We start from the raw sequence: 25924 nt of genomic DNA, 5'->3' as shown, positions 1-25924 counted from the left end.
CATACCCAAGCAAAACGCAAACTCCGGTATCTCATAACGCTTTCCCAGGAAGCCCAAACCGGACAAAGAAACAGAATGCAGAAGGGCCGCTCCGCTCAGTGAGCGGAACGGCCCTCAGGGTGACGAAAAACGTCAGCCCTTCATCAGCTCGTGCGCGTTCTTCTCGAGGTCCTCGAGGCCACCGCACATGAAGAAGGCCTGCTCAGGGTAGTTGTCGTACTCACCCTCAGCAATCTTCTTGAATGCCTCGATGGTCTCCTTCAGCGGGACCGTCGAGCCCGCGACGCCGGTGAACTGCTCGGCGGCGTAGGTGTTCTGCGACAGGAAACGCTCGATCCGGCGCGCCCGGGCGACCGTGATCTTGTCTTCCTCGGAGAGCTCGTCCATGCCGAGGATCGCGATGATGTCCTGCAGATCCTTGTACTTCTGGAGGATCCGCTGGACCTCACGGGCGACCGTGTAGTGCTCGACACCGACGAACTCCGGCGCCAGGATCCGCGAGCTGGAGGCCAGCGGGTCCACGGCCGGGTAGATGCCCTTGTCGGAGATCGACCGCTCGAGGTTGGTCGTCGCGTCCAGGTGGGCGAACGTGGTGGCCGGCGCCGGGTCGGTGTAGTCGTCGGCGGGCACGTAGATCGCCTGCAGCGAGGTGATCGCCTTGCCACGGACCGACGTGATCCGCTCCTGGAGCTCGCCCATCTCGTCGGCCAGCGTGGGCTGGTAACCCACGGCGGACGGCATACGGCCGAGCAGGGTGGAGACCTCGGAGCCGGCCTGGGTGAACCGGAAGATGTTGTCGATGAAGAGCAGCACCTCCTGGTTCTGGACGTCACGGAAGTACTCCGCCATGGTCAGAGCGGTCAGCGCGACCCGCAGACGGGTGCCCGGCGGCTCGTCCATCTGGCCGAAGACCAGGGCGGTCTTGTCCAGAACGCCACCCTCGTCCATTTCCAGGATGAGGTCGTTGCCCTCACGGGTACGCTCGCCGACGCCGGCGAACACCGAGGTGCCACCGAAGTTACGGGCCACCCGGATGATCATCTCCTGGATGAGCACCGTCTTACCCACGCCCGCGCCACCGAACAGGCCGATCTTGCCACCGCGCACGTACGGCGCGAGCAGGTCGAGCACCTTGATGCCGGTCTCCAGCATCTCGGTCTTCGGCTCGAGGTCGGCGAACGCCGGGGGCTTGCGGTGGATCGACCAGCGCTCCTGGATGTCCAGCGTCGACGGGTCGACGTTGAGCACCTCGCCGAGGGCGTTGAACACGTGGCCCTTGGTCACGTCGCCGACGGGCACCGAGATCGGCGCGCCGGTGTCGGTGACCGCGGCGCCGCGGATCAGGCCGTCGGTCGGCTGCATCGCGATGCCGCGGAGCAGGTTGCCACCCAGGTGCTGGGCGACCTCCAGCGTCAGCGTCTTGGTGCCACCGGAGAGGGTGACATCAACGTGCAGCGCGTTGAAGATGGACGGCATGGCGTCACGGGGAAACTCGACGTCGACGACCGGGCCGATGACCCGGACGACGCGGCCGACAGCGGTCTCCGCCTTCTTAATGGGCTCAGCTACAGCAGTCATCACACATCACTTCCCGCCGCGGCCAGCGCGTTGGCGCCGCCGACGATCTCACTGATTTCCTGGGTGATCGCAGCCTGCCGCGCGGAGTTCATCTCGCGCGTGTACCGCTTGAGCAGATCGTCGGCGTTGTCCGACGCGCTCTTCATCGCCCGCCGCCGCGATGCCGACTCACTGGCGGCCGAGTCCAGCAACGCCGCGTACAGACGCGTGTTGAGGTACTTCGGGAGCAGTGCGTTCAGCAGCTCGTCGGCTTCCGGCTCGAACTCGTACGCGGGCCGCAGCTCGGAGGAGTTCTCCTCCGGCTCGTCCTCGACCTGCACCGGCGCGAGCGGCTTCGCCTGTGCGGTCTGCGTCATCAGAGACTTGAACTCGGTGCTCACGATGTGCAGCTCGTCCACGCCCGCGATGCCCTCCGGGCCGAACGTGCCCTCCGTGGCCGAACCGGCCGAGAACGCCTCGATCAGCGCGTCACCGATGCGCTTGGCATCGGCGAACGACGGGCGCTCGGAGAACCCGGTCCAGCTCGCGGCCACGTCCCGGTTACGGAAGCGGAAGTAGCCGGTGCCCTTACGGCCCACGACGTACAGCGCCACCTCCTTGCCCTCCGAGCGGAGCTGAGTCATCAGCTGCTCGGCGGCCCGGATGGCGTTGGCGTTGTAGGCGCCGGCCAGGCCCCGGTCACTCGTGATCAGCAGGACACCCGCCCGCTGGACGCGCTCACGCGCGACCAGCAGCGGGTTGTCGACCGAGGCGTTCGACGCGAGCGCGCCCAGAACCTTGGTGATCGCCTCCGAGTACGGCCGGGAGGCGTTCACCCGCTCCTGCGCCTTGGCGATGCGGCTGGTGGCGACCAGCTCCTGCGCCTTGGCGATCTTCTTGGTCGACTTGACGGTGCGGATGCGCCGCCGTAGCGCCTGTACCTGACCGGCCATGCTTAGTTACCGCCGGCCTGGAAGACCTGCTTGAACTCGGTCACCCCAGACTTCAGGGATTCGATGTTGTCGTCGCTCAGCAGGTTCGTCGACTCGATCGAGGTGTAGACCTCGCTGCGGTGCTGCTTCACCCACTGCAGGAACTCCTGCTCGAAGCGGCGGACATCACCGACCGGGACGTCGTCGAGCTGGCCGGTCGTGCCGGCCCAGATCACGATGACCTGGTCGACAGTGGAGTACGGCGAGTACTGCGGCTGCTTGAGCAGCTCGACGAGGCGGACGCCCTTCTCGAGCTGAGCACGCGACGCCTTGTCCAGGTCGGAGGCGAAGGCGGAGAACGCCTCCAGCTCACGGAACTGGGCGAGGTCGAGACGCAGACGGCCGGAGACCGTACGCATCGCCTTGACCTGCGCCGAACCGCCGACCCGCGACACCGAGGTGCCGACGTTGATCGCCGGGCGGACACCCGAGGCGAACAGGTCGGTCTCGAGGAAGATCTGGCCGTCGGTGATCGAGATGACGTTCGTCGGGATGAAGGCCGAGATGTCGTTGGCCTTCGTCTCGATGATCGGCAGACCCGTCATCGAACCGCCACCCAGCTCGTTGGAGAGCTTGGCACAACGCTCCAGCAGGCGGGAGTGCAAGTAGAAGACGTCACCCGGGTACGCCTCGCGGCCCGGCGGGCGGCGCAGCAGCAGCGACACGGCGCGGTAGGCCTCGGCCTGCTTCGTCAGGTCGTCGAAGACGATCAGGACGTGCTTGCCGTTGTACATCCAGTGCTGTCCGATGGACGAGCCGGTGTACGGGGCGATGTACTTGAAGCCGGCCGGGTCGGACGCCGGAGCGGACACGATGGTCGTGTACTCCAGCGCGCCCTGCGCCTCGAGGGTGCCCCGGATGCTGGCGACGGTGGTGGCCTTCTGGCCGATCGCCACGTAGATGCAGCGGACCTGCTTCTCCGGGTCGCCGGAGTCCCAGTTCGCCTTCTGGTTGATGATCGTGTCCAGCGCGACCGTGGTCTTGCCGGTCTTACGGTCACCGATGATCAGCTGGCGCTGGCCGCGGCCGATCGGCGTCATGGCGTCGATCGCCTTGATACCGGTCTGCAGCGGCTGCTTCACCGGCTGGCGCGCCATCACGTTCGGCGCCTGGAGCTCGAGCTCGCGGAAGCCTTCGTTCGCGATCTCACCGAGACCGTCGATCGGCTTGCCGAGGGCGTCCACCACGCGGCCCAGGAAGGCGTCGCCCACCGGGACGGAGAGGACACGGCCGGTGCGCTTGACCGGCTGGCCCTCCTCGATGTTCGCGTAGTCGCCCAGGATCACGGCGCCGATCTCACGGACGTCGAGGTTCGACGCGACACCCAGGGTGCCGTCGGCGAACTCGAGCAGCTCGTTCGCCATCGTCGAGGGCAGGCCCTCGACGTGTGCGATGCCGTCGCCCGCATCGGAGACGATGCCGACCTCCTCGCGGGAGACCTCGGGCGAATAGGACGAGACGTAGCGCTCTAGCGCCCCCCGGATCTCGTCCGAGGAGATGGTCAGCTCGGCCATCCTCTGCCTTCTCTGTCTAGCTCGGGACGTCGCCGCCACCGAGGGGCTTCTCGATAAGGAATCGAGGGGAAAGGACTGCTAAGCGAACGCCTGCTTGGCGGCGTTCAGCCGACGCAGGATCGTGCCGTCGTAGAGGTCGGAGCCGATCCGCACGCTGACGCCACCGAGGACCGACGGGTTGACGTCGACCTTCAGCGAGACCTCGCGGCCGTAGAGCGTCGCGAGCTTCGCCCCGAGGGCCTGCTCGTCAGCCTCGGTGAGCGGCTTGGCCACCGTCACGTACGCCACGTCGCGGTCCCGCTTGGACGCGGTCAGCTCGATCAGCCGGTTGAGCGAGGCGGCGAAGCCTCGACCGCCGAAACCGTCGAGTGCGACCTCGACCAGCCGCTCCGTCACCCGGTGAGCCTTGCTCAGGAGCAAGTCCTGAACAAGCTTAACCCGCTGGGCGGTCGGAGCATTGGCGTCACTGAGCGTGACGTCCAGGGACGGGCTGCCGGCGACGATCTGGCCGAAGCGGAACAGCTCGTCCTCGACCTCCGCCAGCTTGTCGTCCCGGGCGGCCGCCGCGAGCAGCGCCTCGACCCCGAGACGCTCGGTGGAGTCGAGCAGCGCGCCGGGCTTGGCGTGCCGGCCGGCGACGAGGGCGGCCACGGCGTTCACCGTGGTCTCCCCCACCTTTCCGGCGACCAGCGAGCGGAGCAGCTCGGCACGGTCCTCACCGGGGCGCGACGGGTCGGTCAGCGCCCGGCGCAGCGGGATCTGGGCGCGCAGCAGCCCGGCCACCGACAGGATCTCGTCGGCGACCGCGGCCAGCTGCTCGGCCGAGGCCGACGCGGTGTCCGCGGTGAGCCGCTCCGACGCCGCACCGTAGGCCTCGCGGCTCACGCTCGACATCAGCGCCGCCCACCCGCGACGTCAGCCGCGCCGAGCTCGTTGATGAAACGGTCGACGGTGCCCTGGGTGCGGGCCTCGTCGGCGAGAGCCTCGCCGACGATCTTGCTGGCCAGGTCGACGGCGAGGCTGCCGACCTCGGTGCGCAGTTCACGCACGATGGACTCACGCTGCGCGGCGAGCTGCTCGTTGCCGGCCGCGATGATGCGGTCCGACTCCTCGCGAGCCTTCGCCAGCACGTCCTGACGGATGCCCTCGGCGTCCGCCCGGGCCTCGTCACGGATGCGCGCGGCCTCGGTGCGAGCCTCGGCGAGCTGAGCCTTGTACTGCTCGAGCAGCTCGTTCGCCTCGGCCTGAGCCGTCTCGGCACGCTTGAGTCCGCCCTCGATGGCGTCCACGCGAGCCTGGAACGTCTTCTCCATCATGGGGAAGACGAACTTCATCAGTACAAAACACAGCACGGCAAAGGCCACCGACCCGACGACGATCTCCTGCCAAACAGGAATGATCGGGTTGTGGACCGTCTTGGCGCCTTCTTCAGCTGCCAGATAGAAGTCGATCATAACCACCTCCTAACAAGGCAGAAGGTCAGACGATCGGGCCCTGCCAGATGAAGCCGAACGCGATACCCAGAAGGGCCAGCGCCTCGATGACGGCGAAGCCGATCCAGACGTAGGGCAGGGTCAGGCGGGACGACTCCGGCTGGCGAGCGGTGGACTGGATGTAGGCCGAGAAGACCAGACCGACACCGATGCCGGGGCCGATGGCAGCGAGACCGTAACCGATGGCGGCGGTGCTGCCCTCAACGGCGGCGAAAAGGTCCATTGCTAGTTCCTCCTGGTATCTCGCGTGACTGTCACGCGGGACGACAACGGGGTGTTACGGAGTTCCTGGGTGGTGCTCAGTGCTCGTCCGCGAGCGAGCCTTGGACATAGCTCGCGGTCAGCACCGTGAAGACGTAGGCCTGCAGGCAGATCACCAGGAACTCCAGCATCGTGAGTGCGATGGTGAGCACCCAGGAGAGCAGGGAGATCGGCGCGAGCAGTGCGTTGGCGTTGATCATCGCGAAGCCGCCGAGGGTGAAGACCAGCAGCAGCATGTGACCGGCGAACATGTTGGCGAACAGACGAACGGCGAGCGAGAACGGCCGGACGATGAAGTTCGAGAAGAGCTCGATCGGAACCAGCAGCGGCAGGATGAACCACGGCGCCGGCGGGATCAGAGCGTGCTTGAAGTACTTCAACGGACCGTGGTGCCGCATGCCCACGTAGATGAACATCACGTAGCTGATCACCGCGAGGATCGCCGGGAACGCGATGTGCGACATCGGCGAGATCTGGACCAGCGGCACGATGCCGAAGAAGTTGTTGACCAGAATGAAGAGGAACAGCGTCGTCAGGTACGGCGCGAAGCGCACACCCGCCGGGCCGATCATCTCGACCGCGATGTTGTTACGAACGAAGCCGTAGGCGCTTTCGGCCATCCACTGCTTCTTCGTCGGGACCAGCTGCGGCTTCCGGTAGGACACCAGGAAGAACACGATGATCAGCGCGACAGCCACCCACACCAGGAGGGTGACCTTCGTGAACCAGTAGTTGTTCTCCGCGCCCCACGGCAGGATGCTGGGCAGGTAGAAGTCCTCGACGCTGGGCGGGAACTCTGCCGCGAGGACCGTCGACTGACCGATCACCATGGCCCTTTCCTGTCAGGCGCCGAGCCGGCGCACGATGAGGTACACACCCCCGGCAACCCCGAGGACCGCGCCGAATCCGGCGAAGATGCCTCTGGTGCCGACGAAGTGGTCGACAAGCCAGCCGATCCCGCCCCAGACGACCATGCCCGCGATGAGGTAGGAGACCGCGGTCATGCCCACACCCGTGTCGGGTGGGTTCGGACCGTTGTCGCCGCGGGATTCGTGGGGAGGTTCTTGGCCGGTCATGACGGCCCGAACGATATCAGCAGGTAACACGAAGCAAAGGGGGACCCCCCGCACAACCGCAGTTGTCCAGGCGTCAGGGGTCTCGCGACTGGAGGACACGGTACTCCTGTCGCGCACAAAGGGAACACGGCACGGCCGAACGGGTCACCGTTTCGTGGCTTCTGATCGAGCACCACCCCTTGGAACAGGGGGAACATGAGTGTTCTAGATCACCTCAGGGCGGGTTCGCCGGTACATCCACCAGGCTTGCACACCGGTCCAGACGATCACCCCGGCCACGATGCCCAGACCGAGGGCCGTCTTTCCCTCCCAGTCCGCCGAGACACCGAAGGCCAGAACGACTCCCAACAAGGTGTATTTGACCATATATGTGAGAAGTCCGAGGGGCATCAGCAGAGATGGCCGCACGGTGTCCGCCCAGGCGATGACGAGCGTCGACATCGTGTAGCTCAGGATCACGACCAGCACGCCGGTCGCGGCGCCCACCGCTCCGGCGGGCCCCTGCGCCAGGAAGCCGGCCGACGCGGCACAGAGCAGCAACGCCGCGGAGACGGCGGACAGGAACGGCAGATGCTCCACCCGCCAGCGCGGGTCGGCCGGCAACGCCGGCAGGTCGGGCAACGGGGTGTCGTCCACCTCCTCCGGGAGATGGACCTCCTCGACCAGATCGTCCCGACTGCCGGTCAAACCCTCGCCCCTTCCTCCTGCCCCGCGTAGCAGGGGAACCGCCGGATGAGCCCGGACACCTCCTCCGCCACCTCCGCGAGGCGACTCGTGCCGCCCATGGTGTCCGGATCACTGCGCACCGCGGCGCCGACCAGCGCCGCGATCCGCCGCATCTCGTCCTCCCGCATGCCCTGCGAGGTGACGCTCGGCGTGCCGACCCGGATGCCGGAGGCCACCGCCGCCCTCTCCGGGTCGTACGGGATCGCGGCTTTGTTGATCGCGATCCCGGCCCGGGCGCAGCGCGCCTCCGCATCCCGGCCGTGGACGCCCAGCCCGCGCAGATCGAGAACGGCGAGATGGGTGTCCGTGCCGCCGGTGACGGGACGCATCCCCTCCCCGGCCAGACCGTCGGCCAGCGCCCGCGCATTGCGGACGGTCTGCAGAGCGTACCCCCGGAAGGCCGGTGTCCCCGCCTCGCGCAGGGCGACCGCCTTCGCCGCGACGGCGTGCATCATCGGACCGCCCTGTGCGAACGGGAAGACCGCCTTGTCGATCCGCTTGGCCAGGTCGGCCCGGCACAGGATCATGCCGCCCCGGGGGCCGCGCAGCGCCTTGTGCGTGGTGCAGGTGACCACATCGGCGAACGGGACCGGCGACGGGATGGCCCGGCCGGCCACCAGGCCGATGAAGTGCGCCGCGTCGACCAGGAGGTAGGCACCCACCTCGTCGGCGATCTCCCGGAACCGGGCGAAGTCGATCAAGCGTGGGTAGCAGGTCGCGCCGCAGATGATCAGTTTCGGGCGGTGGGCGAGGGCGAGATCACGGACCTCGTCGTAGTCGATCTCCTCGGTGTCCCGGGCGACGTGGTAGCCGATCGGATGGAACCACTTGCCGGAGAAGTTGGCCCGGCTGCCGTGGGTCAGATGACCGCCGTGCGGCAGGCCCATCGCCAGCACCGGATCGCCCGGTTCGGCCAGTGCCGCGTACGCCGCCAGATTGGCCGAGGCCCCGGAGTGTGGCTGGACGTTGGCGTGCTCGGCGCCGAACAGTTCCCGGGCCCGGTCGACCGCCAGTTCCTCGGCCCGGTCGACCTGCTCGCAGCCGCCGTAGTAGCGCTGCCCGGGGTAACCCTCGGCGTACTTGTTGGCCAGGGTCGAACCGAGCGCGGCGAGCACCGCCGGCGAGGTGAAGCTCTCGCTCGCGACCAGATGCAGGGTCTCCCGCTGCCGGGTCAGCTCGCCGAGCAGCACGGCGGCGATGTCCGGATCGGCGCGCTCCAGCGCGGCGAAATCCGGGCCCCAGAAGGTGCCCATCAGGCCTCCCGCGTTCTTCGGCCGTACCGCATCCCCCGCCGGAAACGAGCATATGGCTTCGCACCCGGGGTCGGCGGGCACAGTCTCGAGTACGGGACGACATCGGTCTCCCGATACGGAAGGGGTTCACTCTGATGCGTTGCCTGGTCACCGGCGCGACCGGTTACATCGGGGGCCGCCTCGCCCCGCGTCTGCTCGAGGCCGGCCACGACGTCCGCTGTCTGGCCCGCAGCGCCGGCCGGCTGCGGGACGTGCCGTGGGCCGACCGGGTCGAGATCGTCGAGGGCGACCTGTTGAAACCGGACACGCTCCGCGCCGCGATGGAGGGTGTCGACGTCGCGTACTTCCTGGTCCACTCGCTCGGCCAGCGGGACTTCGAGCGCCGCGACCGGGACGCGGCACACCATTTCGCGGACGCCGCCCGCGCCGCCGGGGTGAAGCGGATCGTCTACCTGGGCGGTCCCGAGCCGGATGCCGGCGACCGGCCCTCGCCGCACCTGCGGTCCCGTTCCGAGGTGGCGCACATCCTGCTGGACAGCGGGGTACCCACCGCGGTGCTGCGCGCCCCGGTGATCATCGGTTCCGGGTCGGCGTCGTTCGAGATGCTCCGCCACCTCACCGAACGGCTGCCCGCCATGATCACGCCGCGCTGGGTGCACAACCGGATCCAGCCGATCGCCGTCCGCGACGTGCTGCGGTACCTGGTCGGGGCGGCCGGGCTGCCCGCCGGGGTGAACCGCGGTTTCGACATCGGCGGCGCCGACGTGCTCACCTACGCCGACATGATGCGCCGGTACGCCCGCGTCGCCGGACTCCCGCCGCGGATCATCGTGCCCACCCGTGTCCTCAGCCCGTGGCTCTCCGCGCACTGGGTCGGCGTGATCACCCCGGTGCCCAGCGGTATCGCCCGCCCGCTGGTCGCCAGCCTGGTGCACGAGGCGGTGGCCCGGGAGAACGACATCGCCGACCTGATCGACGGGCCGGTCCTCGGTTTCGACGAGGCGGTCCGCCTGGCCCTCGGCCGGATCCGCGACGCCGACGTGGAGACCCGCTGGTCCAGCGCGCTGGGCCGGGACACCGCCGCCGATCCGCTGCCCAGCGACCCGGACTGGGCCGGCGCCAGCGTCTACATCGACGAGCGCTGCCGGGAGGTGCCGGTCTCCCCGGACCGGCTGTGGCACGTCGTCGAGGGGATCGGCGGCGAGAACGGCTGGTACTCGTTCCCGCTGGCCTGGTCGGTGCGCGGCTGGCTGGACCGGCTGGTCGGCGGCGTCGGCCTGCGGCGCGGCCGCCGGGACCGGCACCGGCTGCGAGTCGGCGAGGCCCTCGACTGGTGGCGCGTCGAGGAGATCACGCCGGGGTCGCTGCTGCGGCTGCGCGCCGAGATGCGGGTGCCCGGGCGGGCCTGGCTGGAGATGACCGTCGTGCCGGACGAGGCGGGCGGCAGCGTCTACCGGCAGCGCGCGATCTTCCTGCCCCGGGGACTGGCCGGACATCTGTACTGGGCGTCGGTGCTGCCGTTCCACGGGATCGTCTTCAACGGGATGGCCCGCAACATCACCCGGTCCGCCGAGTCGGCGCCGAACGAACCGGTCGGCGCGCACTCCGGGTGACCCGGCAAGGGGCCGCGGCCGCCGGACGGCTGGGACCGGGCAGGCGGCCGCGCTCGGGGCCACCACTGGCGGCCTTCGACGCGTACCCCCTGAGGGTTTCAGACGGCAGTGGCGCGCGAGAGACGATCTCGCACGGCCAACCACTCCTCGGAGCCGGGTGGGGACTGGATCAGGATCGTGCTGACGCCCGCGTCGTCGAGGCGGTGCAGGGCCGCGTAGAGATCGGCGGCGTATTCCCGCGGATCGGCGGAGAGGATCTCCAGCTTCGCGGCCCCGCCCTGGTAGGGGGCCTTCTCGTGGGTCAGCACCCCGGCATCCGGCGGAAGATCGGAAAGATCCGAGACATCGGGTACGAGCACCGCCCGCGCCCGTGGCGCGTAGTGCCGCCGGCTCATCCCCGGAGACGGCCGGGCGGTCCCGTCGGCCGTCGCGGACGACGGCAGACCGATCGTGCCGGTGACGTCACGGAGTTCCCGCAGACCCAGCGCCCCGGGACGCAGCAGCACCGGCACCGGACCGGTCAGGTCGACGACGGTCGACTCGATGCCCCAGGCGCACGGGCCGCCGTCCAGGATCAACGGCACGTCGGGCAGGCTGCGCCGGACGTGCTCGGCGGTGGTCGGCGAGATGCTCTCCGACCGGTTCGCACTGGGCGCGGCGAGCGGCAGACCGCACTCCCGCAGCAGACGCAGCGCCACGTCGTGGGCGGGCACCCGGACCGCGACGGTGTCGTTCGCCGCGCCGATGCCGGGCAGGTGCCGGGCCCGCCGGACGACCATGGTGAGCGGGCCGGGCCAGAACCGGGCCGCCAGTTCGTCGGCGGCCGCGGGCCAGACGTCGGCCAGCGCGCGGGCCGCGGCCACGTCGGCGACGTGCACGATCAGCGGGTTCCACGACGGGCGCTGTTTCAGGCGGTAGATCTCGGCGACCGCGGACTCGGTGAACGCGTCGGCGCCGAGCCCGTAGACGGTCTCGGTGGGGAACGCGACCACCGAACCGGCCCGGAGGATCTCGGCGGCGCGCCGCAGACCCTCCTCGTCCGGCCGGCGGACGACGGTCACGGCAGCAGCAGGACGGCGAACGGGACGGTGCTGTCCTCGATCTCGTCGCCGACCCGCTGGAAGGTCTGGTCGCCGCGGCCCCACGGGTCGTCCAGGTCGTCGCCGGCCTGGGGCGCGTCGGCGCCGCGCAGCCGGGCGATCTCCTCGACGATGGCGGCGCCGCGGGCGTGCACCTCGTCGGGTTTGACCCCGGCGGGCGGCAGGGCCGCGGCGTCGACCCCGGCGAGCAGACGGCCGAACTCCCCCAGCACGAACGTGCGGGCGGCGGCGTCCGGCCGCAGGGCGACCACATAGTCGAACTGGTCGGCGGTCGCGGTCAGGATCAGATCGGCGTCGTCGAGGAAGTCGCCGCGCAGCTTGCGGGCCAGGAAACCGTCGTCGGAGCCGCCGCGGGCGCGGACCTGCCGGGCAGCCGGCGGGTTCATCTCCTCGCCCTCGTGCCAGCCACCGGTGCCGGCGCTCACACTGCGCAGCAGCTGCTCGCCGTCGACGTCACCGGACCGGTCGCGGACGGCGCGGGCCAGCAGGCGCTCGGCCATCGGGGACCGGCAGATGTTGCCCATGCAGACGTGCAGAACGGTGAACGGCGCCACGTCAGGCCTGCCCGTCGACGATGTCGGACACGACGTCCCGGAGTTTCTCCAGCGGGATGGCGCCGGCTCGCAACAACCGGGGCACGTCACCGGTCACGTCGACGATGGTGCTCGGCGCCGGGTCGGCGGCCGGGCCGGCCTCCAGGTAGACGCGCACCGCATACTCCAGTTGGTCGCGGGCCTCGTCGGCGGTGACCGGCGCGGGCGAGCCGACCTTGTTGGCGGTGGTGACCGCCATCGGGCCGACCTCGCGCAGCACCTCGAGGGCGACCGGGTGCAGCGGCATCCGGACCGCGATGGTGCCGCCGGTGTCGCCGAGATCCCATCGCAGGCTGGGCGAATGCTCCACGATGATGGTCAGCGCGCCCGGCCAGAACGCGTCGGCCAGTTCGCGGGCCGCGCGGGGCAGCGAGTAGACCAGACCGTCCAGGGTGTGCCGGGAACCGACGAGCACCGGGGGCGGCACCCGGCGGTCCGAACCGCGGGCGTGGTGCAGCTGGGTGATCGCGTGCGGGGTGAAGGCGTCCGCGCCGACCCCGTAGACGGTGTCGGTCGGCATCACCACCAGCTCGCCGCTCTTGGCCGCCTCGACGGCCGCGGCGATGCCACGGTCCCGGTCCGCCACGGTGGCGCAGTCGTAGAGCATCACGAGATGCAGTCTGCCATGCGCCTTTCCGCTGCCCTAGACGCGGCGGGCGGTCGCGTAGCGGGGACGGCCGGTGAGATCGTCGTGGGCCGTCACCTCGGTGAACCGGCCGTCCGCGCGGAGCAGGCCGGGCACCGCCGTGCCGTGCACGTCGTCGTGTTCGATACCGACCACTCCACCCGGTTTGAGTAGTTCGGCGGCGCGGTCGATCACCGGACGGATGACGTCCAGCCCGTCGTCGCCGCCGAACACCGCCTCGGCCGGGTCGTGGTCGGACACCTCGGGCGGGACGGGCGTGTCGTCCGGGACGTACGGCGGGTTGCACAGCAGCACATCGACCGCACCGTGCAGTTCGGACAGCAGCCCCGGCGCGGTGACGTCCGCCTCGACGACCTCGACCGCCGCGAAGCCGGCCGCGTTGCGCCGCAGGTAGGCCAGCGCCGCCGGCGACCGCTCCACCGCGATCACCCGGCCGGCCGCGCTCTCGTCGGCGACCGACAGGGCGATCGCCCCGCTGCCGCTGCACAGGTCGACCACGACCGACCCCGGGGCGGCGTGCTCGATCCCCCACCCGGCCAGCAGCTCGGTCTCCGGGCGCGGCACGAACACCCCGTCGCCCACCTCGAGTTCCAGGTGCCGGAAGGCGGCCGTGCCGAGCAGGTGCTGCAACGGGATCCGGCGGGCCCGGTCAGCGACCAGCGAGCGGAAGCGGTCCAGCTCGGCGGAGCGGATCGTGTCGATGAGCAGCAGGCGCCCGCGCGACACGCCGAGCACGTGCGCGGCCAACAACTCCGCATCGACCCGGGGTGATTCCACCCCGGACGCCGCGAGATCCGCGACGGCGGCCGCCAGCGCGGGGCTCAGGCGAGTACGGGGGTGTTCGTCAGGCTGCATCACGGCATAATCATGGGACGTCGCGAACGCTGGGGACCGGCCGGGTGACCCGGCGACGCGCCGAGGCCGTGGGAGGCGCCGGGTGGGTTGGTTGGACCAGCTCGCGGAACACGTCGAGGATCTGCGGCGGGCCGAGCAACTGCAGCAGAACGGGCAGTCCGCGCAGGCACTACCGATCCTCGATGCGGTGCTGGCTGCCACCGACGATCCGCCGACCCGCGCATACGCGCTCGTCCAGCGGTTCGGCGCACTGATCAATCTCGGCCGTGTCGCCGAGCTGGCCACCGCGATGACGGCCGCCTCCGCCGCGGTGCGGGAGGTGCCGGACCCCTACCTGCGCGGTCAGATGCACGCGTTCGCGGCGCTCGGCGCCCACCTGCAGAACAATCTGGACCGTGGCGTCACCCACCTGGTGCAGGCCTCCCGGGCACTCGCCGCCGTCCCGGACCGGGACACCGAGACCGCCTGGGGCTGGCACGACCTGGCCATGGCCTACTCCTACCTGGGTTTCCACGGGCAGGCGCTGACCGCGATCGAGCAGGCGCGCGAGGTGGGGGCCAGCGTCGGCATCACGCCCGAGGTCTTCGCCGCGCCCGGCATCCGGCTGCGCAACGCCGTCGCCCTCGACCACCAGGGCGACACCGACGGCTGCCTGCGGGTGCTGCGCGACATCGACGCCGAGTTGTCCCGCTACGTCGCCATCGACCAGCTGCGGCCGAGCAGCCGGGCCGTCTACGGCTACGCCTTGGCCCGGCGGGCCGCGCTGGGCGAGCCCACCGAGGCCGACGCGGCCCGCTGGCTGACCGGCGGCGGCGACAGCGTCCGCACCCGTGACCTGCGGCATCTCGGCTCGGTCTGCCTGACCATCGCGGCCGGCAAACCGGAACGCGCACTGGCCCTGCTGGAGGCCGTCGCGGTGTCGGCCCAGGTCCTCGGCGCCCCCGAACCGGCCCGGCTGCGCAGCATCTGCCACGCCGCCGCGGGCGACCACGCCGCGGCGCACCTCGCCGACCGTTACGCGTTCCGCCTCGCCGCCCAGCGCATCGACCAGCTGCGCGACGGCTACCTCGACGGGGTGGCCGCCCGGCTGGACGCGCAGGAGACACACCGCGACCCGCACCGCTACGGCGACGAGTCGATGGTCGACCCGCTCACCGGCCTGCCCAACCGCCGCCAGCTGGAACGCTACGTCGACACCCTGCTGTCGCGGGGCGAACGGGCCGCGGTCGGCGTCTGCGACGTGGTCGGTTTCACCACGGTCAACACCCGGCACGGCCGGCACCTGGGCGACCTGGTGCTGCAGCGGATCGCCGGGGTGCTGCACCGGGTGATGCGCCGCGGTGACTTCGTGGCCCGGTTCGCCGGCGACGAGTTCGTGCTGGTCCTGCCGGGCGCCGGCCCGAACCAGGCGGCCGAGGTGGCCCGCCGGATCGGGGCGGCCGCCACCTCGGAGAACTGGCAGGCCCTGGTCCCGGGCACCCCGATCGGCCTGGCGGCCGGCTGGTCCGAGGTGGGCGCCAACGGGCGGGGCCTCAGCGCCGCCCTGGCCTCCGCGGCGGCGAGCCGGAAGCCGACGTAGATGACGCTGATCGACCTCGGCGAGCCGGGTGCCGGCCCGGACGGTCGGATCAGAGCGGACCCCCAGGGGGTACGCCGTGCCGGCGTCACCCTGGTCGCGGCGCTCACCCTGCTCGGCTGCACCGGTTCGATCCGGCCGGGCCAGCCCGGGGTGCGTCCGCTGTGGAGTGCCGTGTTCCAGGACGGTGACGGACTCGAACTGGCCGGCGACACCGCCTACCTGCTGCGCGGGCGGGACGGCGCGGACACCGAACTGATCGTCTACGACCTGGCCACCGGCGCCGAACGGTGGCGCTGGAACACCACGGACACCGTCGGCTTCCAGCAGACCCGGGACGACGCGGGCCTGCTGATGCTCGGCCTCTACCCGCAGGACGGCACCGCGGTCACGGTCGCGCTGCGCACCGACAGCGGCGCGGAGGCGTGGCGGATCAGCGGCGACATCGTGCCGGCCGACTTCGCCGACCCCGGCATGCTGATCACCGAGGACGGGCGGCTGCGGCTGATCGACGTGGCCGACGGCCGGACCCTCTGGACACGGACCGAGGCGTCCACGGACGTGGTGGTGGGCGACCACCGGGTGGTCACCACCGACACCCGCGGAGACGTGACGGTGCTGCGCTACGCCGACGCCGCGGTCCTGACGAGGCGGCGGATCCCCGCACTGGCCACCGATCCGGCCGCCAACCGGTACGTGATGCTGACCGCCGAGCAGGGGCTGCTGCTGGCGTACCACGACGCCGGGAACGGCACCGTGTCCAGCGTCTACGACCTGGACAGCCTGGAGGAGGTCCGGGCGATCGACGCCGGCGACGGTCCGCTCTCCGGGTGCGGGACGGTGCTGTGCGCGTTCACCAGGTCGGGCCTGGCGGCGTACGACCCGGGCACCGGCCGGCGGCTCTGGTCCGACCCGGAGGCGAACGGCTGGTCCGGGCTGAGCGTCGACCGCATCCTGCTCGACGACGACAGCGGGACGGCGCACACGCTCGTGGACAGCCGCACGGGAAGGCGACTGGTGGAGAACCTGCGCGGCCGGCCGGTGGACGACGAGAACGCCGGCTCCCGGGTGCTGCTGCTGCGGCCGATCACCGATCTCCAGGACCGGGTGGCGGTGACCCGGCTGGACATGGTCAGCGGCCGGCACGTCACCCTCGGGGCGCTGGCCGTGACACCGGCGCTGCAACGCTGCCGGACCGTACCCGGTTATCTGGTCTGCGAGGGTCTGGGCCGGCTGGACGTGGCGGCGGTGCCCTCGTGACCGTCATCGAGCTGGGCGAGATCGGTGAGGCCGGGGAACGCCGGTCCGAGTCCGGCCCGCGGGCGTCCCGGCGTCTGCTGACCGCCGGGGTGGTGCTGTTGTGTGCGCTGGGGCTCGGCGCGTCGGCCGGCTCGGCCGAGCCGGCCACGGTCCGTGAGGTCTGGTCGGCGCCGATGCAGCCGGACGACTGGGTGGTGGCCCGCGACGACGGCCTCTTCGCGTACACCACCGTCGACGGCCGGGCGCGGCTGACCGCGTACGAGACGGCCACCGGCACGGTCCGGTGGGCCCGCGACTATCCGGAACCGCTGACCTGGCTCTCCGGGGAGCGCAGCGGCCTGCTGCTGGCACCGGAGGACGAGCAGGTGCACACCGTCAGATACGACGACGGCTCGGTCGGCAGCCTGATGTTCGCCGCCGCGACCCGGGCCCTGGATCCACGGACCGGGGCCGACCTGTGGCGGCAGAAAGGCGATGTCCAGCCGTCCGGCACCGGTGGGCTCCTGCTGGCCGACCGGGACGAGACGGGTGGTCTGGAGAAGCTCCGGCGGATCGATCCGCGCAGCGGCTCGATCCTCTGGGAACGTGACCTCGGCGGCTCCCAGGTGCTGGAGGCCGGCAGCGAGCACATCGTCACCGGCGACCGCCGGGGGCGGCTGCGGCTGCTGCGCTACGCGGACGGCTCGGTGCTCTCCGAGCGGACGGTGCCGTGGCAGGCCAGCCTCCCGGGCGACAGCCGCGACACGGTCCTCCTGCTGCACGGGGGCCTGCTGGTGGTCGGGCAGATGCGGTCGGCCGACGGTGTGCTCACCGGGTACCGCCCGGACACCCTGGAGAAGGTCTGGGAGACGCCGAGCGGTCCGGTCGGGTTCCTCGCCGGCTGCGGGCCGGTGATCTGCGTCGACGCCGGTGACGCCCTGCTGGGGCTGGACGGCGCCACCGGGCGGTCCCGGTGGGTTCGCGAGCGGCTCCACCTGGCCTTCACGATCGGCCCGGACCGGGTGCTGGCCTCGACCGCCTCGGCCCCGCGCACCGAGCAGGTCCTGCTGGACACGGCCACCGGCCGGCGGATCGGTGGGCCGGCTCCGGGCTACCCGCTGGGCCTGGAACTGGAGAAGGCCGACCGGCTGGTGCTGTTCCACAAGGTGGTCGGCGCGACGGCCCCGCTCAGTGTGATCAGCGTCCTGGACACGATCACCGGGCGGTATGTCCGGGCCGGCATCCTCGAGTCGGTCGAGCAGGGCGTGTGCAACGCCGCCGGGCGGCACCTGGTCTGCGACCGCGACGACCGCCTGGTGGTGCTGGCGGTCGGCGACTAGGACCTGGTCGTCGCCTACGCCTTGCCGGCCAGCCGGGCCTGCCGGTCGGCGGCGGCCAGCGCGTCCAGCACACCGTCCAGTTCCCCGCCGAGCACCAGATCGAGGTTGTACGCCGTGTACCCCACCCGGTGGTCGGTGATCCGGTTCTGCGGGAAGTTGTAGGTGCGGACCCGCTCCGAACGGTCGACCGTGCGGACCTGCGCCTTGCGGGCGTCACCGGCCGCCGCGTCCGCCGCCTCCTGGGCCTGGGCCAGCAGCCGGGACCGCAGGATGCGCATCGCGGCCTCCTTGTTCTGCAGCTGGCTCTTCTCGTTCTGGCAGCTGGCCACGGTGCCGGTGGGCAGGTGGGTGATCCGGACCGCGGAGTCGGTGGTGTTGACCGACTGGCCGCCCGGGCCGGACGAGCGGTACACGTCGATGCGCAGGTCACCGGGCTCGATCTGGACCTCGACGTCCTCGGCCTCCGGCAGCACCAGCACGCCGGCCGCGGAGGTGTGGATGCGGCCCTGCGACTCGGTGACGGGCACCCGCTGTACGCGGTGCACGCCGCCCTCCCACTTCATCCGGGACCAGACGCCGTGGCCGCCCTCCGGCGCGCCCTTCGTCTTGACCGCGAAGGAGATGTCCTTGACGCCGCCGAGGTCCGACTCCTGCGAGTCGATCACCTCGACCACCCAGCCGCGGCGTTCCGCGTACCGGGTGTACATCCGCAGCAGGTCGCCGGCGAAGAGCGCGGACTCCTGGCCGCCCTCGCCCGCCTTGATCTCGATGATCACGTCTTTGGCGTCGCTCGGGTCGCGCGGGATGAGCATCTCGCCGAGCTTCTCCTCGAGCGCGGGCAGCACCGCCGCGACCGCCTCGACCTCGGAGGCGAACGCCGGGTCCTCGGCTGCCAGCTCCTTGGCTGCGGCCAGGTCGGCGCGGGCCGACTCCAGCTCGGTGTGTGCGGCGTACAGCGGCGCGAGCTCGGCGAACCGGCGGCCGACCCGCCGGACCAGCGCCTGGTCGGTGTGGATCGAGGGGTCCTCCATCCGCTTCTCCAGGTCGGCGTACTCGTCGAGAAGCATGGTCAGACGGTCGGTGCTCATCGAATTTCCCCCAGCGGCGACACGGACGCGGACACACGCGAACGGCGCCCGTCCCGAGAGCCGGGACGGGCGCCGTTGAAGCGGTTACTTCTTCTTCGCGGCGTTGACCTTCGCGTACTTCGCCTGGAACTTCGCCACCCGGCCCGCGGTGTCGAGGACGCGCTGCTTGCCGGTGTAGAACGGGTGGCAGGCGCTGCAGGTCTCGACGCGGATCTCGTCGCCCTTGGCGGTGCTACGGGTGGTGAAGGTGCTGCCGCAGGAGCAGATCACGTTGGTGGTCGTGTACTCCGGGTGGATGCCGCTCTTCATGTCTTCTCGGTCCCTCTCGATGATCGGGTCGCCGGGTCGCCGTTCTTCCACGATTGGCGTGAACCGGAACCCCTACTGGCCGATGTATCAGTCTGCCATGACCTCCGTACCCGACGGAAATCAGGCGGCGCAACTGGATACGCCCTGGATAACGTGAGCACCCCTTCCGGAATTCCCGCAGAGAACAGGCACCGTGATGACCCTGCTCCACGACGTCCTCGATCCGGCCGAACTCGCCGCCGCCATCGACGGAGGCCTGGTCAGGGTGCAGCGCCATCCCACCCTCGACCTGCGGATCCACAACTACACCGAAGCCTGCCAGTACGCCGCGGCCTGGACGCCGGTGACGCTGGCCTGCCGCGGTCTGATCGTGGACGCGGACGGCCGGGTGCTGGCACGCCCGTTCCCCAAGTTCTTCAACCACACCGAGGGGCACGCTCCGGTGCTCGATCCGGGCGCCGCGGTCAGCGTGACCGACAAGGCGGACGGCAGCCTCGGGGTGATCTACCACGACGGCTCCGGCTACGCCGTCGCCACCCGGGGGTCCTTCGCGTCGGCTCAGGCCGTTCATGCCACCGACCTTCTGCGTACGCGTTATGCGCAGTTCCGTCCGCCGGCCGGCCTGACCGTGCTCGTGGAGATCATCTATCCGGACAACCGGATCGTCGTGGACTACCGCGGACTCGACGATCTGGTGCTGCTCGGGGCGGTCGACATCGCCACCGGCCGCTCGTACGGGCCGTCCGCGGTGCCCGGCTGGCCGGGACCGGTCGTCGAGTCGTTCGCCTACGCGACCCTCGCCGAGGCGCTGGCCGCCGAGCCCCGTGCCGGGCGGGAGGGCCTGGTGGTGCACTTCACCGAGGCCGACCAGCGCGTGAAGATCAAGTACGCGGACTACGTACGGTTGCACCGTCTGGTCACCGGCCTCACGCCGCGGACCGTGTGGGAGATCCTCGCCGCCGGCGGCGGCCTGGACGACCTGATCGCCCCGCTGCCGGACGAGTTCCACCGGTGGGTCCTCGGCATCGCCGCCGAGCTGACCGCCCTCGTGGACGCCCGTGCCGCCGCGGTCGAGGCCGCCTACGAGAAGATCGTCGCCACCCTCCCGCAGGGCTGGGGACGCAAGGAGTTCGCCGCCGAGGCGCTGCGCACCGATTTCCGGGGCGAGCTCTTCCTGCGGCTCGACGGCAAGGACTACCGTCCCGGCCTGTGGCAGCGTGCGCGGCCGGCCGGTGACGGCAGCATGGGGGAGAACGAGGAATGACGCGACTGCTGATCACCCGGGGGCTGCCCGCCTCCGGCAAGACCACGTTCGCCCGCAAACTGCAGCCGGACGTGCTCCGGGTCAACCGGGACGACCTGCGGCGCATGCTGCACGGCCGGCGCCTCTTCACCCAGGCGGCCGAGGCGCAGGTCACGCACGCACAGCGGTCGTCGGTCGAGGCCCTGCTGCGGGCGCACGCCAGCGTCATCGTCGACGACACCAACCTGCGCGCCAAGACGGTCCGCGAGTGGGCCGAGATGGCCGCCCGGTTCAACGCGTCGTTCGAGGTGCACGACTTCACCGACGTGCCGGTGGACGAGTGCGTCCGGCGCGACGCGGACCGGCCGGAGGACGACCGGGTCGGCGAGGACCCGATCCGCCGCATGCACCAGCGCTACCTGGCCGGCAAGAACCTGCCGCTGCCGATCCCGTTCGTGGACCGGGGCGGTCCCGGCGTGGTCTACGAGGCCGACGAGTCGCTGCCGCCGGTGGTCCTGGTCGACATCGACGGCACCGTCGCGCTGATGGGCGACCGCAGCCCGTACGAATGGTCCCGGGTCGGTGAGGACTCGCCGAACCCGGCGGTGATCGCCGCCGTCCGGGCCATGCACGCCGCCGGCCACGCGATCGTCTTCTGCTCCGGGCGGGACGCGGCCTGCCGTGCGGAGACCGAGGCCTGGCTGGAGCTGTTCGTGGGGGTGCCCTACGAGGCGCTGTTCATGCGGCCGGAGGGCGACAGCCGCAAGGACTCGATCGTCAAGCGCGAGATCTTCGACGAGCAGATCCGTGATCGTTGGCGGGTCGTGGGGGTGTTCGACGACCGCCGGCAGGTGGTACGTATGTGGCGATCGCTGGGCCTGACCGTGTTCCAGGTGGCGGAGGGTGATTTCTAGGTGAAGTACCCGCGGACGTTCCACCTGCCGGACTCCCCCGGTGCCTCGGGCGACGACCGGATCCAGCCGGATCTGTCGTGGCTCGACGGCGAACTGGTGGTGACCGAGAAGATGGACGGCGGGAACCTCACCTTCACCCGGGACTCGATGTACGCCCGGTCGCTCGACTCCGGCACCCACCCGTGGGACCGGCCGGCCAAGGCGTTGTGGGCGATGACGGCGTACCGGATTCCGGATCAGTGGCGGGTCTGCGGCGAGTCCATGTGGGCCCGCCGCAGCGTCGCCTACGCCGACCTACCCGGCGTCTTCCTGGTCTTCGGCATCTGGGACGAGACGGACACCCTGCTGGGCTGGGACGACACCGTCGACTGGGCCCGGCGCCTGGAGTTGCCGATGGTGCCGGTGCTCTACCGCGGCGGCAGCATCACCGAGGCCCGGACGGCCTGGTCCGCGCAGCGCGACGAGGACACCTCGGAGGGCTTCGTCATCCGGGCCGCCGGCCGGATCACGGCCGCCGACTTCGACCGCAAGGTGCTCAAGTGGGTGCGCCCCGGTCACGTCCGCACCGAGGCGTCCTGGCGGCACCGGGACGACTTCCCGCTCAACGAGTTCGCTTGAGTTCGTCCTCGCCGCGCAGCACACAGAATTCGTTGCCCTCCGGGTCCTGGAAGACCATCCAGCCACCGCCGTCGGGCTGCCGCAGGTCGGCCGTGGGTTTCGCGCCCAGCCCGATCACCCGCTCGATCTCCTCGTCGCGGGTGCCCTCGGTGGGACGCAGGTCGAAGTGGATCCGGTTCTTGCCGCTCTTCGGCTCGGGCACCTCGATGAAGAGCACCCGGTGCCGCCCGTCCCGCGACATGATCATGCATTCCTCGTGGCCCGGCTCGTTCGGATCCTCCGGGTCGTCGACATAGTCCAGCAGTTGCCGCCACCACTCGCTCAGTGCATAGGCGTCGGTGGCGTCCACGGTCGTGTGTGAGATGAACGACGTCATCCGCCCAACCTAGGGCCGGTCCTGGGGCACCCCTGCGCGAGGGCCGCCGCCTCGTCGTCGAGGTAGAACGCGGGCCGCAGGTCCATCTCGGTGTAGTAGCGGTGGAAGACCCCGGTGACGCCGCCGGACATCGGCGGGACGATCCAGGTCCAGTCGGCCGGCACCGGACGGCCGGCCCGCTCCTCGTTGCGCAGGTGCGTGAGGAACCGCTGCGACTCGGTGTGGTGGTCGGACATCTTCACCCCGGCCCGCTCGAAGCTGTGCAGCACCGCCCGGTTCAGCTCGACCAGGGCGCGGTCCCGCCACAGCGTCGACTCCCGGCTGGTGTCCAGCTCCATCCGGGCGGCCAGCAGCGGCAGCATGTCGTACCGGTCGCCGTCGGCCAGGTTGCGCGCACCCAGCTCGGTGCCCATGTACCAGCCGTTGAACGGGGCCAGCGGGTAGTGCACCCCGCCGATGGTGAGCCGCATGTTCGCGATCGCCGGCACGGCATGCCAGCGCAGGCCCAGTTCGGCGAACCAGGCGTACTCGGGATGGGTCAGCGGCACCTCACGGACGGCGCGTTCCGGGAGTTCGTACAGCCGGACGCCCTCGGCGGGGGTCTCGATGACCAGGGGCAGGACGTCGAAGGCCTCGCCCTTGCCGCGCCAGCCACAGGCGTGGACCGCCGCGGTGAGCGCCTGCTGACGGGGGTCGCCGATCGTCTGCCCGGCGTCGGTGCGGTACCCGGCATAGCGAATCAACTGCTCGTTCCAGACCTTGGCGTACGGCCGGCCGGGCTGAGCGGCGGCGAAAACGCTGATCACCGGGCGGATCGCGGTGTCGCCCGCGGCCCGCAGATGCCCGACGAGGAGCGAGAAGATCTCATCGGCGGTACGGGCCCGGCGCCGGTCCAGCACCAGCAGGCTGCGCCAGTAGAGCCGTCCGATGCAGCGGCTCGCGTTGCGCCACGCCATCCGGGCGCCGTGCGTCAGCTCCTCGGTGGTGTGCACGTAGGTGCCGGTGGCGGCGATCTGCGCGCGGACTATCGCCAGCCGCGGCTCCACCGGCCCGAGCCGGGGGTTCTCGGTGTAGCAGCGGCGCAGGAAGTCCTCGGCCTCCTCGGGGTCGGCCGGCGCATCGCGGTCCCAGGGTTCGGTGGGCTGGTCCCGGTAGCCGGGCACGGTCATCGAGCGCCTCCGAGGTAGCGAATGGATACCGGAGGTTCGCACGACCCCGTACGGGGCGAATCAGACAAGTTGTGCGACAAAAGCGACGCAGCCCACCCGATCGGGTGGGCTGCGTCGCTTTTGCGTGGTTACTCGCCAGGAGTGGACTTGGCGATCTGCATCAGGAACTCGATGTTGGTACGCGTCTGCTTGAGACGGTCCATCAGCAGGTCCAGAGCAGCGCCCGACTCCAGCGAACTGAGCACCTTGCGGAGCTTGTGGATGATCGCCAGCTCCTCCTTGCCCAGAAGGATCTCTTCCTTACGGGTGCTGGAGGCGGAGACGTCCACGGCCGGGAAGATGCGCTTGTCAGCGATCTTGCGGTCGAGCTTGAGCTCGGCGTTGCCGGTGCCCTTGAACTCCTCGAAGATGACCGTGTCCATCATCGACCCGGTCTCCACCAGCGCGGTCGCGAGGATGGTGAGCGAGCCACCGTTCTCGATGTTGCGCGCCGCGCCGAGGAAGCGCTTCGGCGGGTACAACGCGGTCGAGTCGATACCACCCGACATGATCCGGCCGGAGGCCGGCGCGGCCAGGTTGTACGACCGGCCGAGACGCGTCACCGAGTCGAGCAGCACGACCACGTCGTGGCCCAGCTCGACCAGCCGCTTGGCCCGCTCGATGGCGAGCTCGGCGACCGTGGTGTGGTCCTGCGGCGGACGGTCGAACGTGGCCGCGATGACCTCGCCCTTCACCGTGCGCTGCATGTCGGTGACCTCTTCGGGCCGCTCGTCCACCAGCACCACCATCAGGTGGCACTCCGGGTTGTTGTGCGTGATGGCGTTGGCCAGGGCCTGCAGCACCATCGTCTTACCGGCCTTCGGCGGGGAGACGATGAGCGCGCGCTGGCCCTTACCGATCGGCATCACCAGGTCGATGATGCGGGTGGTGAGGATGTGCGGCTCGGTCTCCAGCCGCAGACGCTCCTGCGGGTAGAGCGGCGTGAGCTTGTAGAACTCGGGACGCCGGCGGGCCTCGTCGGGCTCCATCCCGTTGATGGTGTCCAGACGGACCAGCGGGTTGTACTTGTCCCGGCGCTGCTCGCCACCGGTGTCCCGCGGGGCGGACCGCACCGCGCCGGTGACCGCGTCACCGCGGCGCAGACCGTACTTCTTGACCTGCGACATGGACACGTAGACGTCGTTCGGGCCGGAGAGGTAACCGGTGGTCCGCACGAACGCGTAGTTGTCCAGCACGTCCAGGATGCCGGCGACCGGGACGAGAACCTCGTCCTCGGACACGTGCGGCTCCCGGCCGCCACCGTCGCGGCGGTTGTCGTCGCGCTGGTTGTCGTCGCGGTCCCGGCCACGGCGGCGGTCACGGAACCGGCTGCGCCGGCTCCGGCGGCCGGCGTCGTCGTCGCCGTCGTCGTCGTGGCCCTGGTCGGCGCGCGGACCACGGTCACCGCGGTCACCACGGTCCCCCCGATCGCCGCGGTCACCACGGTCGTCGTTGCGGTCGCGCTGACCGTCACGCTGGTTGCGCTGCCGGTCCCGGTTGCGCTCGCCGCGCTCCGGGCGGTCGCCCCGCTCGGGGCGCTCGGCACGCTCGACCGGCTCGGTGGCCGGGGCCTCGGGGGTGGAGGTCGCGGCGGGGGCCGCCGCTGCGGCGCCGGCGGGCGCGGCCTCCACACTCTCGGCGGGCGCGGTCTCCCGCGTGCTCTGCCGGGAGCCACGCTCACGGCGGCTCCGGGACGGACGCTCCGCCGCCGGAGCGGCAGGCTGCTCGGCCGGGGCGGCAGGGGCCGTGACGGCCGGGGCGGCTGCGGTCTGCGGCGCGGGGGTGGTCTCCGCCGGGGCGGCCTTGACCGGTGCGGCCTGCGCCGGGGCGGGAGCCGTGGTGACGGTCTCGGAGCTGTTGGAGCGCGGACGCGGGGCCGTCTCGGCCGGGGCGGAGCCGCCGCTCTGACGCTCGGAGATCGCGGTGATCAGCTCACCCTTGCGCATCCGGGCGGTACCGGAGATGCCGAGGGAGGCGGCGAGGCTCTGCAGCTCGGGCAGCAGCATCGCGGAGAGCCCGGTGCCGCCACGGCGGCGCTTCGTGGCAGTCGCGGTGGTGCCTGCGCCGTCAGCGACGTCAGAAACACCCGACGTCACGTCGGTGGTGTCGCTCAATGGATTCCTTCCGTCGGAAAAAACCGAGATCACCCGGAACTGCAGCCTGGGCCGGGTGCCCTCGGAACCCGCTTCGCAGCAGCGGCGCGGGAGTTCGTGCAGCACGGCAGCTCGACCGGTATCCCTGCCCGTCAGGGCTTGACGGGTAGGTCTCGGCGATTGCAGCGATTATCAACTGCTGCCCGGCGTGTGCCTTGATGAGAGTTGAGACAGGCCATGA

26 protein-coding genes are annotated in these 25924 nt (G+C 70.8%); 7 read left to right on the top strand and 19 right to left on the bottom strand.

Going from position 1 to position 25924, the window contains the following annotated elements:
* Positions 1-132: 132 nt before the first annotated feature.
* The 10 genes from atpD to glyA form a co-directional block, all read right to left on the bottom strand.
* Positions 133-1581: a F0F1 ATP synthase subunit beta gene (gene atpD / locus QSK32_RS19665; RefSeq protein WP_425394644.1), complete on the bottom strand. Its 1449-nt coding sequence runs from the start codon at positions 1579-1581 to the stop codon at positions 133-135.
* Positions 1578-2510, bottom strand: coding sequence for a F0F1 ATP synthase subunit gamma (locus QSK32_RS19660; protein WP_045742419.1), 933 nt, complete (start codon positions 2508-2510; stop codon positions 1578-1580). The genes atpD and QSK32_RS19660 overlap by 4 nt, the downstream gene beginning before the upstream one ends.
* 2 nt (positions 2511-2512) lie before the next feature.
* Positions 2513-4063 (bottom strand): F0F1 ATP synthase subunit alpha, encoded by a 1551-nt coding sequence (gene atpA, locus QSK32_RS19655; RefSeq protein WP_045742418.1) that lies wholly within the window; start codon positions 4061-4063, stop codon positions 2513-2515.
* Positions 4064-4141: 78 nt separating this feature from the next.
* Entirely contained in the window at positions 4142-4960 is an 819-nt protein-coding gene (locus tag QSK32_RS19650; RefSeq protein WP_045742417.1) for a F0F1 ATP synthase subunit delta, read from the bottom strand.
* Entirely contained in the window at positions 4957-5517 is a 561-nt protein-coding gene (locus QSK32_RS19645; RefSeq protein ID WP_045742416.1) for a F0F1 ATP synthase subunit B, read from the bottom strand. The genes QSK32_RS19650 and QSK32_RS19645 overlap by 4 nt, the downstream gene beginning before the upstream one ends.
* Positions 5518-5542: 25 nt before the next feature.
* On the bottom strand, positions 5543-5779 hold the full coding sequence (locus tag QSK32_RS19640; protein WP_045742415.1) for an ATP synthase F0 subunit C: 237 nt from the start codon (positions 5777-5779) through the stop codon (positions 5543-5545).
* A 76-nt stretch (positions 5780-5855) separates the two neighbouring features.
* Positions 5856-6644 carry a F0F1 ATP synthase subunit A gene (gene atpB / locus QSK32_RS19635; protein WP_045742505.1) on the bottom strand — a complete coding sequence of 263 codons (789 nt, stop codon included), beginning with the start codon at positions 6642-6644 and terminating at the stop codon, positions 5856-5858.
* 15 nt (positions 6645-6659) lie between these two features.
* Complete coding sequence (locus QSK32_RS19630; protein WP_169792445.1) at positions 6660-6821, bottom strand: AtpZ/AtpI family protein; 162 nt, start codon at positions 6819-6821, stop codon at positions 6660-6662.
* 276 nt (positions 6822-7097) lie between these two features.
* A complete protein-coding gene (locus QSK32_RS19625; protein ID WP_083449016.1) occupies positions 7098-7529 on the bottom strand; it encodes a hypothetical protein in 432 nt (143 codons plus the stop codon).
* A gap of 47 nt (positions 7530-7576) precedes the next feature.
* Positions 7577-8872 carry a serine hydroxymethyltransferase gene (gene glyA / locus QSK32_RS19620; protein WP_045742413.1) on the bottom strand — a complete coding sequence of 432 codons (1296 nt, stop codon included), beginning with the start codon at positions 8870-8872 and terminating at the stop codon, positions 7577-7579.
* Positions 8873-9006: 134 nt separating this feature from the next.
* Here glyA and QSK32_RS19615 point away from each other — a divergent pair, with 134 nt between their 5' ends.
* Positions 9007-10485 carry an SDR family oxidoreductase gene (locus QSK32_RS19615; protein WP_045742412.1) on the top strand — a complete coding sequence of 493 codons (1479 nt, stop codon included), beginning with the start codon at positions 9007-9009 and terminating at the stop codon, positions 10483-10485.
* 98 nt (positions 10486-10583) lie between these two features.
* Here the strand turns inward: QSK32_RS19615 and QSK32_RS19610 are convergent, their stop codons facing one another.
* From QSK32_RS19610 to prmC, 4 genes are read right to left on the bottom strand one after another with little or no spacing between them, the layout of a single operon-like run.
* A complete protein-coding gene (locus QSK32_RS19610; protein ID WP_285472697.1) occupies positions 10584-11546 on the bottom strand; it encodes an L-threonylcarbamoyladenylate synthase in 963 nt (320 codons plus the stop codon).
* Positions 11543-12139 carry an arsenate reductase/protein-tyrosine-phosphatase family protein gene (locus QSK32_RS19605; RefSeq protein WP_285472696.1) on the bottom strand — a complete coding sequence of 199 codons (597 nt, stop codon included), beginning with the start codon at positions 12137-12139 and terminating at the stop codon, positions 11543-11545. Before QSK32_RS19605 ends, QSK32_RS19610 begins: the two co-directional genes overlap by 4 nt.
* Position 12140: 1 nt before the next feature.
* On the bottom strand, positions 12141-12785 hold the full coding sequence (locus tag QSK32_RS19600) for an L-threonylcarbamoyladenylate synthase (protein WP_045742409.1): 645 nt from the start codon (positions 12783-12785) through the stop codon (positions 12141-12143).
* Positions 12786-12821: 36 nt separating this feature from the next.
* A complete protein-coding gene (prmC, locus tag QSK32_RS19595; protein ID WP_083449015.1) occupies positions 12822-13679 on the bottom strand; it encodes a peptide chain release factor N(5)-glutamine methyltransferase in 858 nt (285 codons plus the stop codon).
* A gap of 82 nt (positions 13680-13761) precedes the next feature.
* Here prmC and QSK32_RS19590 point away from each other — a divergent pair, with 82 nt between their 5' ends.
* Genes QSK32_RS19590 through QSK32_RS19580 form a run of 3 tightly spaced genes read left to right on the top strand, consistent with a single transcriptional unit; the run spans position 13762 to position 17834 of the window.
* Positions 13762-15258 (top strand): GGDEF domain-containing protein, encoded by a 1497-nt coding sequence (locus QSK32_RS19590; protein WP_045742408.1) that lies wholly within the window; start codon positions 13762-13764, stop codon positions 15256-15258.
* A complete protein-coding gene (locus QSK32_RS19585; RefSeq protein WP_285472695.1) occupies positions 15259-16515 on the top strand; it encodes an outer membrane protein assembly factor BamB family protein in 1257 nt (418 codons plus the stop codon). It abuts the gene before it with no gap.
* Positions 16512-17834 carry an outer membrane protein assembly factor BamB family protein gene (locus QSK32_RS19580; RefSeq protein WP_285472694.1) on the top strand — a complete coding sequence of 441 codons (1323 nt, stop codon included), beginning with the start codon at positions 16512-16514 and terminating at the stop codon, positions 17832-17834. Before QSK32_RS19585 ends, QSK32_RS19580 begins: the two co-directional genes overlap by 4 nt.
* Positions 17835-17848: 14 nt before the next feature.
* Here QSK32_RS19580 and prfA read toward each other — a convergent pair whose 3' ends face one another.
* On the bottom strand, positions 17849-18922 hold the full coding sequence (gene prfA, locus QSK32_RS19575; RefSeq protein ID WP_045742405.1) for a peptide chain release factor 1: 1074 nt from the start codon (positions 18920-18922) through the stop codon (positions 17849-17851).
* A gap of 84 nt (positions 18923-19006) precedes the next feature.
* The gene (gene rpmE / locus QSK32_RS19570; protein ID WP_045742404.1) at positions 19007-19231 is read right to left on the bottom strand and encodes a 50S ribosomal protein L31; all 225 of its coding nucleotides are present in this window, start codon (positions 19229-19231) and stop codon (positions 19007-19009) included.
* A gap of 196 nt (positions 19232-19427) precedes the next feature.
* Between rpmE and QSK32_RS19565 the strand changes: the two genes are divergently transcribed.
* Genes QSK32_RS19565 through QSK32_RS19555 form a run of 3 tightly spaced genes read left to right on the top strand, consistent with a single transcriptional unit; the run spans position 19428 to position 22006 of the window.
* Positions 19428-20495: an RNA ligase gene (locus QSK32_RS19565; protein ID WP_285472743.1), complete on the top strand. Its 1068-nt coding sequence runs from the start codon at positions 19428-19430 to the stop codon at positions 20493-20495.
* Positions 20492-21388, top strand: a complete 897-nt coding sequence (locus QSK32_RS19560; RefSeq protein WP_285472693.1) for a phosphatase domain-containing protein — start codon at positions 20492-20494, stop codon at positions 21386-21388. Before QSK32_RS19565 ends, QSK32_RS19560 begins: the two co-directional genes overlap by 4 nt.
* Positions 21389-22006: an RNA ligase family protein gene (locus tag QSK32_RS19555; protein ID WP_285472692.1), complete on the top strand. Its 618-nt coding sequence runs from the start codon at positions 21389-21391 to the stop codon at positions 22004-22006.
* Here the strand turns inward: QSK32_RS19555 and QSK32_RS19550 are convergent.
* The 3 genes from QSK32_RS19550 to rho all read right to left on the bottom strand — a co-directional run bounded on the left by QSK32_RS19550 (position 21990) and on the right by rho (position 25704).
* Positions 21990-22382 carry a VOC family protein gene (locus QSK32_RS19550; RefSeq protein WP_285472691.1) on the bottom strand — a complete coding sequence of 131 codons (393 nt, stop codon included), beginning with the start codon at positions 22380-22382 and terminating at the stop codon, positions 21990-21992. The genes QSK32_RS19555 and QSK32_RS19550 overlap by 17 nt on opposite strands.
* A complete protein-coding gene (locus tag QSK32_RS19545; protein WP_285472690.1) occupies positions 22379-23551 on the bottom strand; it encodes a nitric oxide synthase oxygenase in 1173 nt (390 codons plus the stop codon). Before QSK32_RS19545 ends, QSK32_RS19550 begins: the two co-directional genes overlap by 4 nt.
* A 128-nt stretch (positions 23552-23679) precedes the next feature.
* Positions 23680-25704: a transcription termination factor Rho gene (gene rho / locus QSK32_RS19540; RefSeq protein WP_045742398.1), complete on the bottom strand. Its 2025-nt coding sequence runs from the start codon at positions 25702-25704 to the stop codon at positions 23680-23682.
* Positions 25705-25924 lie beyond the last annotated feature (220 nt).

It is taken from the genome of Actinoplanes sp. NBRC 101535 (assembly GCF_030269225.1).
GTDB lineage: Bacteria > Actinomycetota > Actinomycetes > Mycobacteriales > Micromonosporaceae > Actinoplanes > Actinoplanes rectilineatus.
The sequence above is the reverse complement of the archived record's forward strand: the minus strand, read 5'-3'. Positions and strand labels throughout refer to the sequence as shown.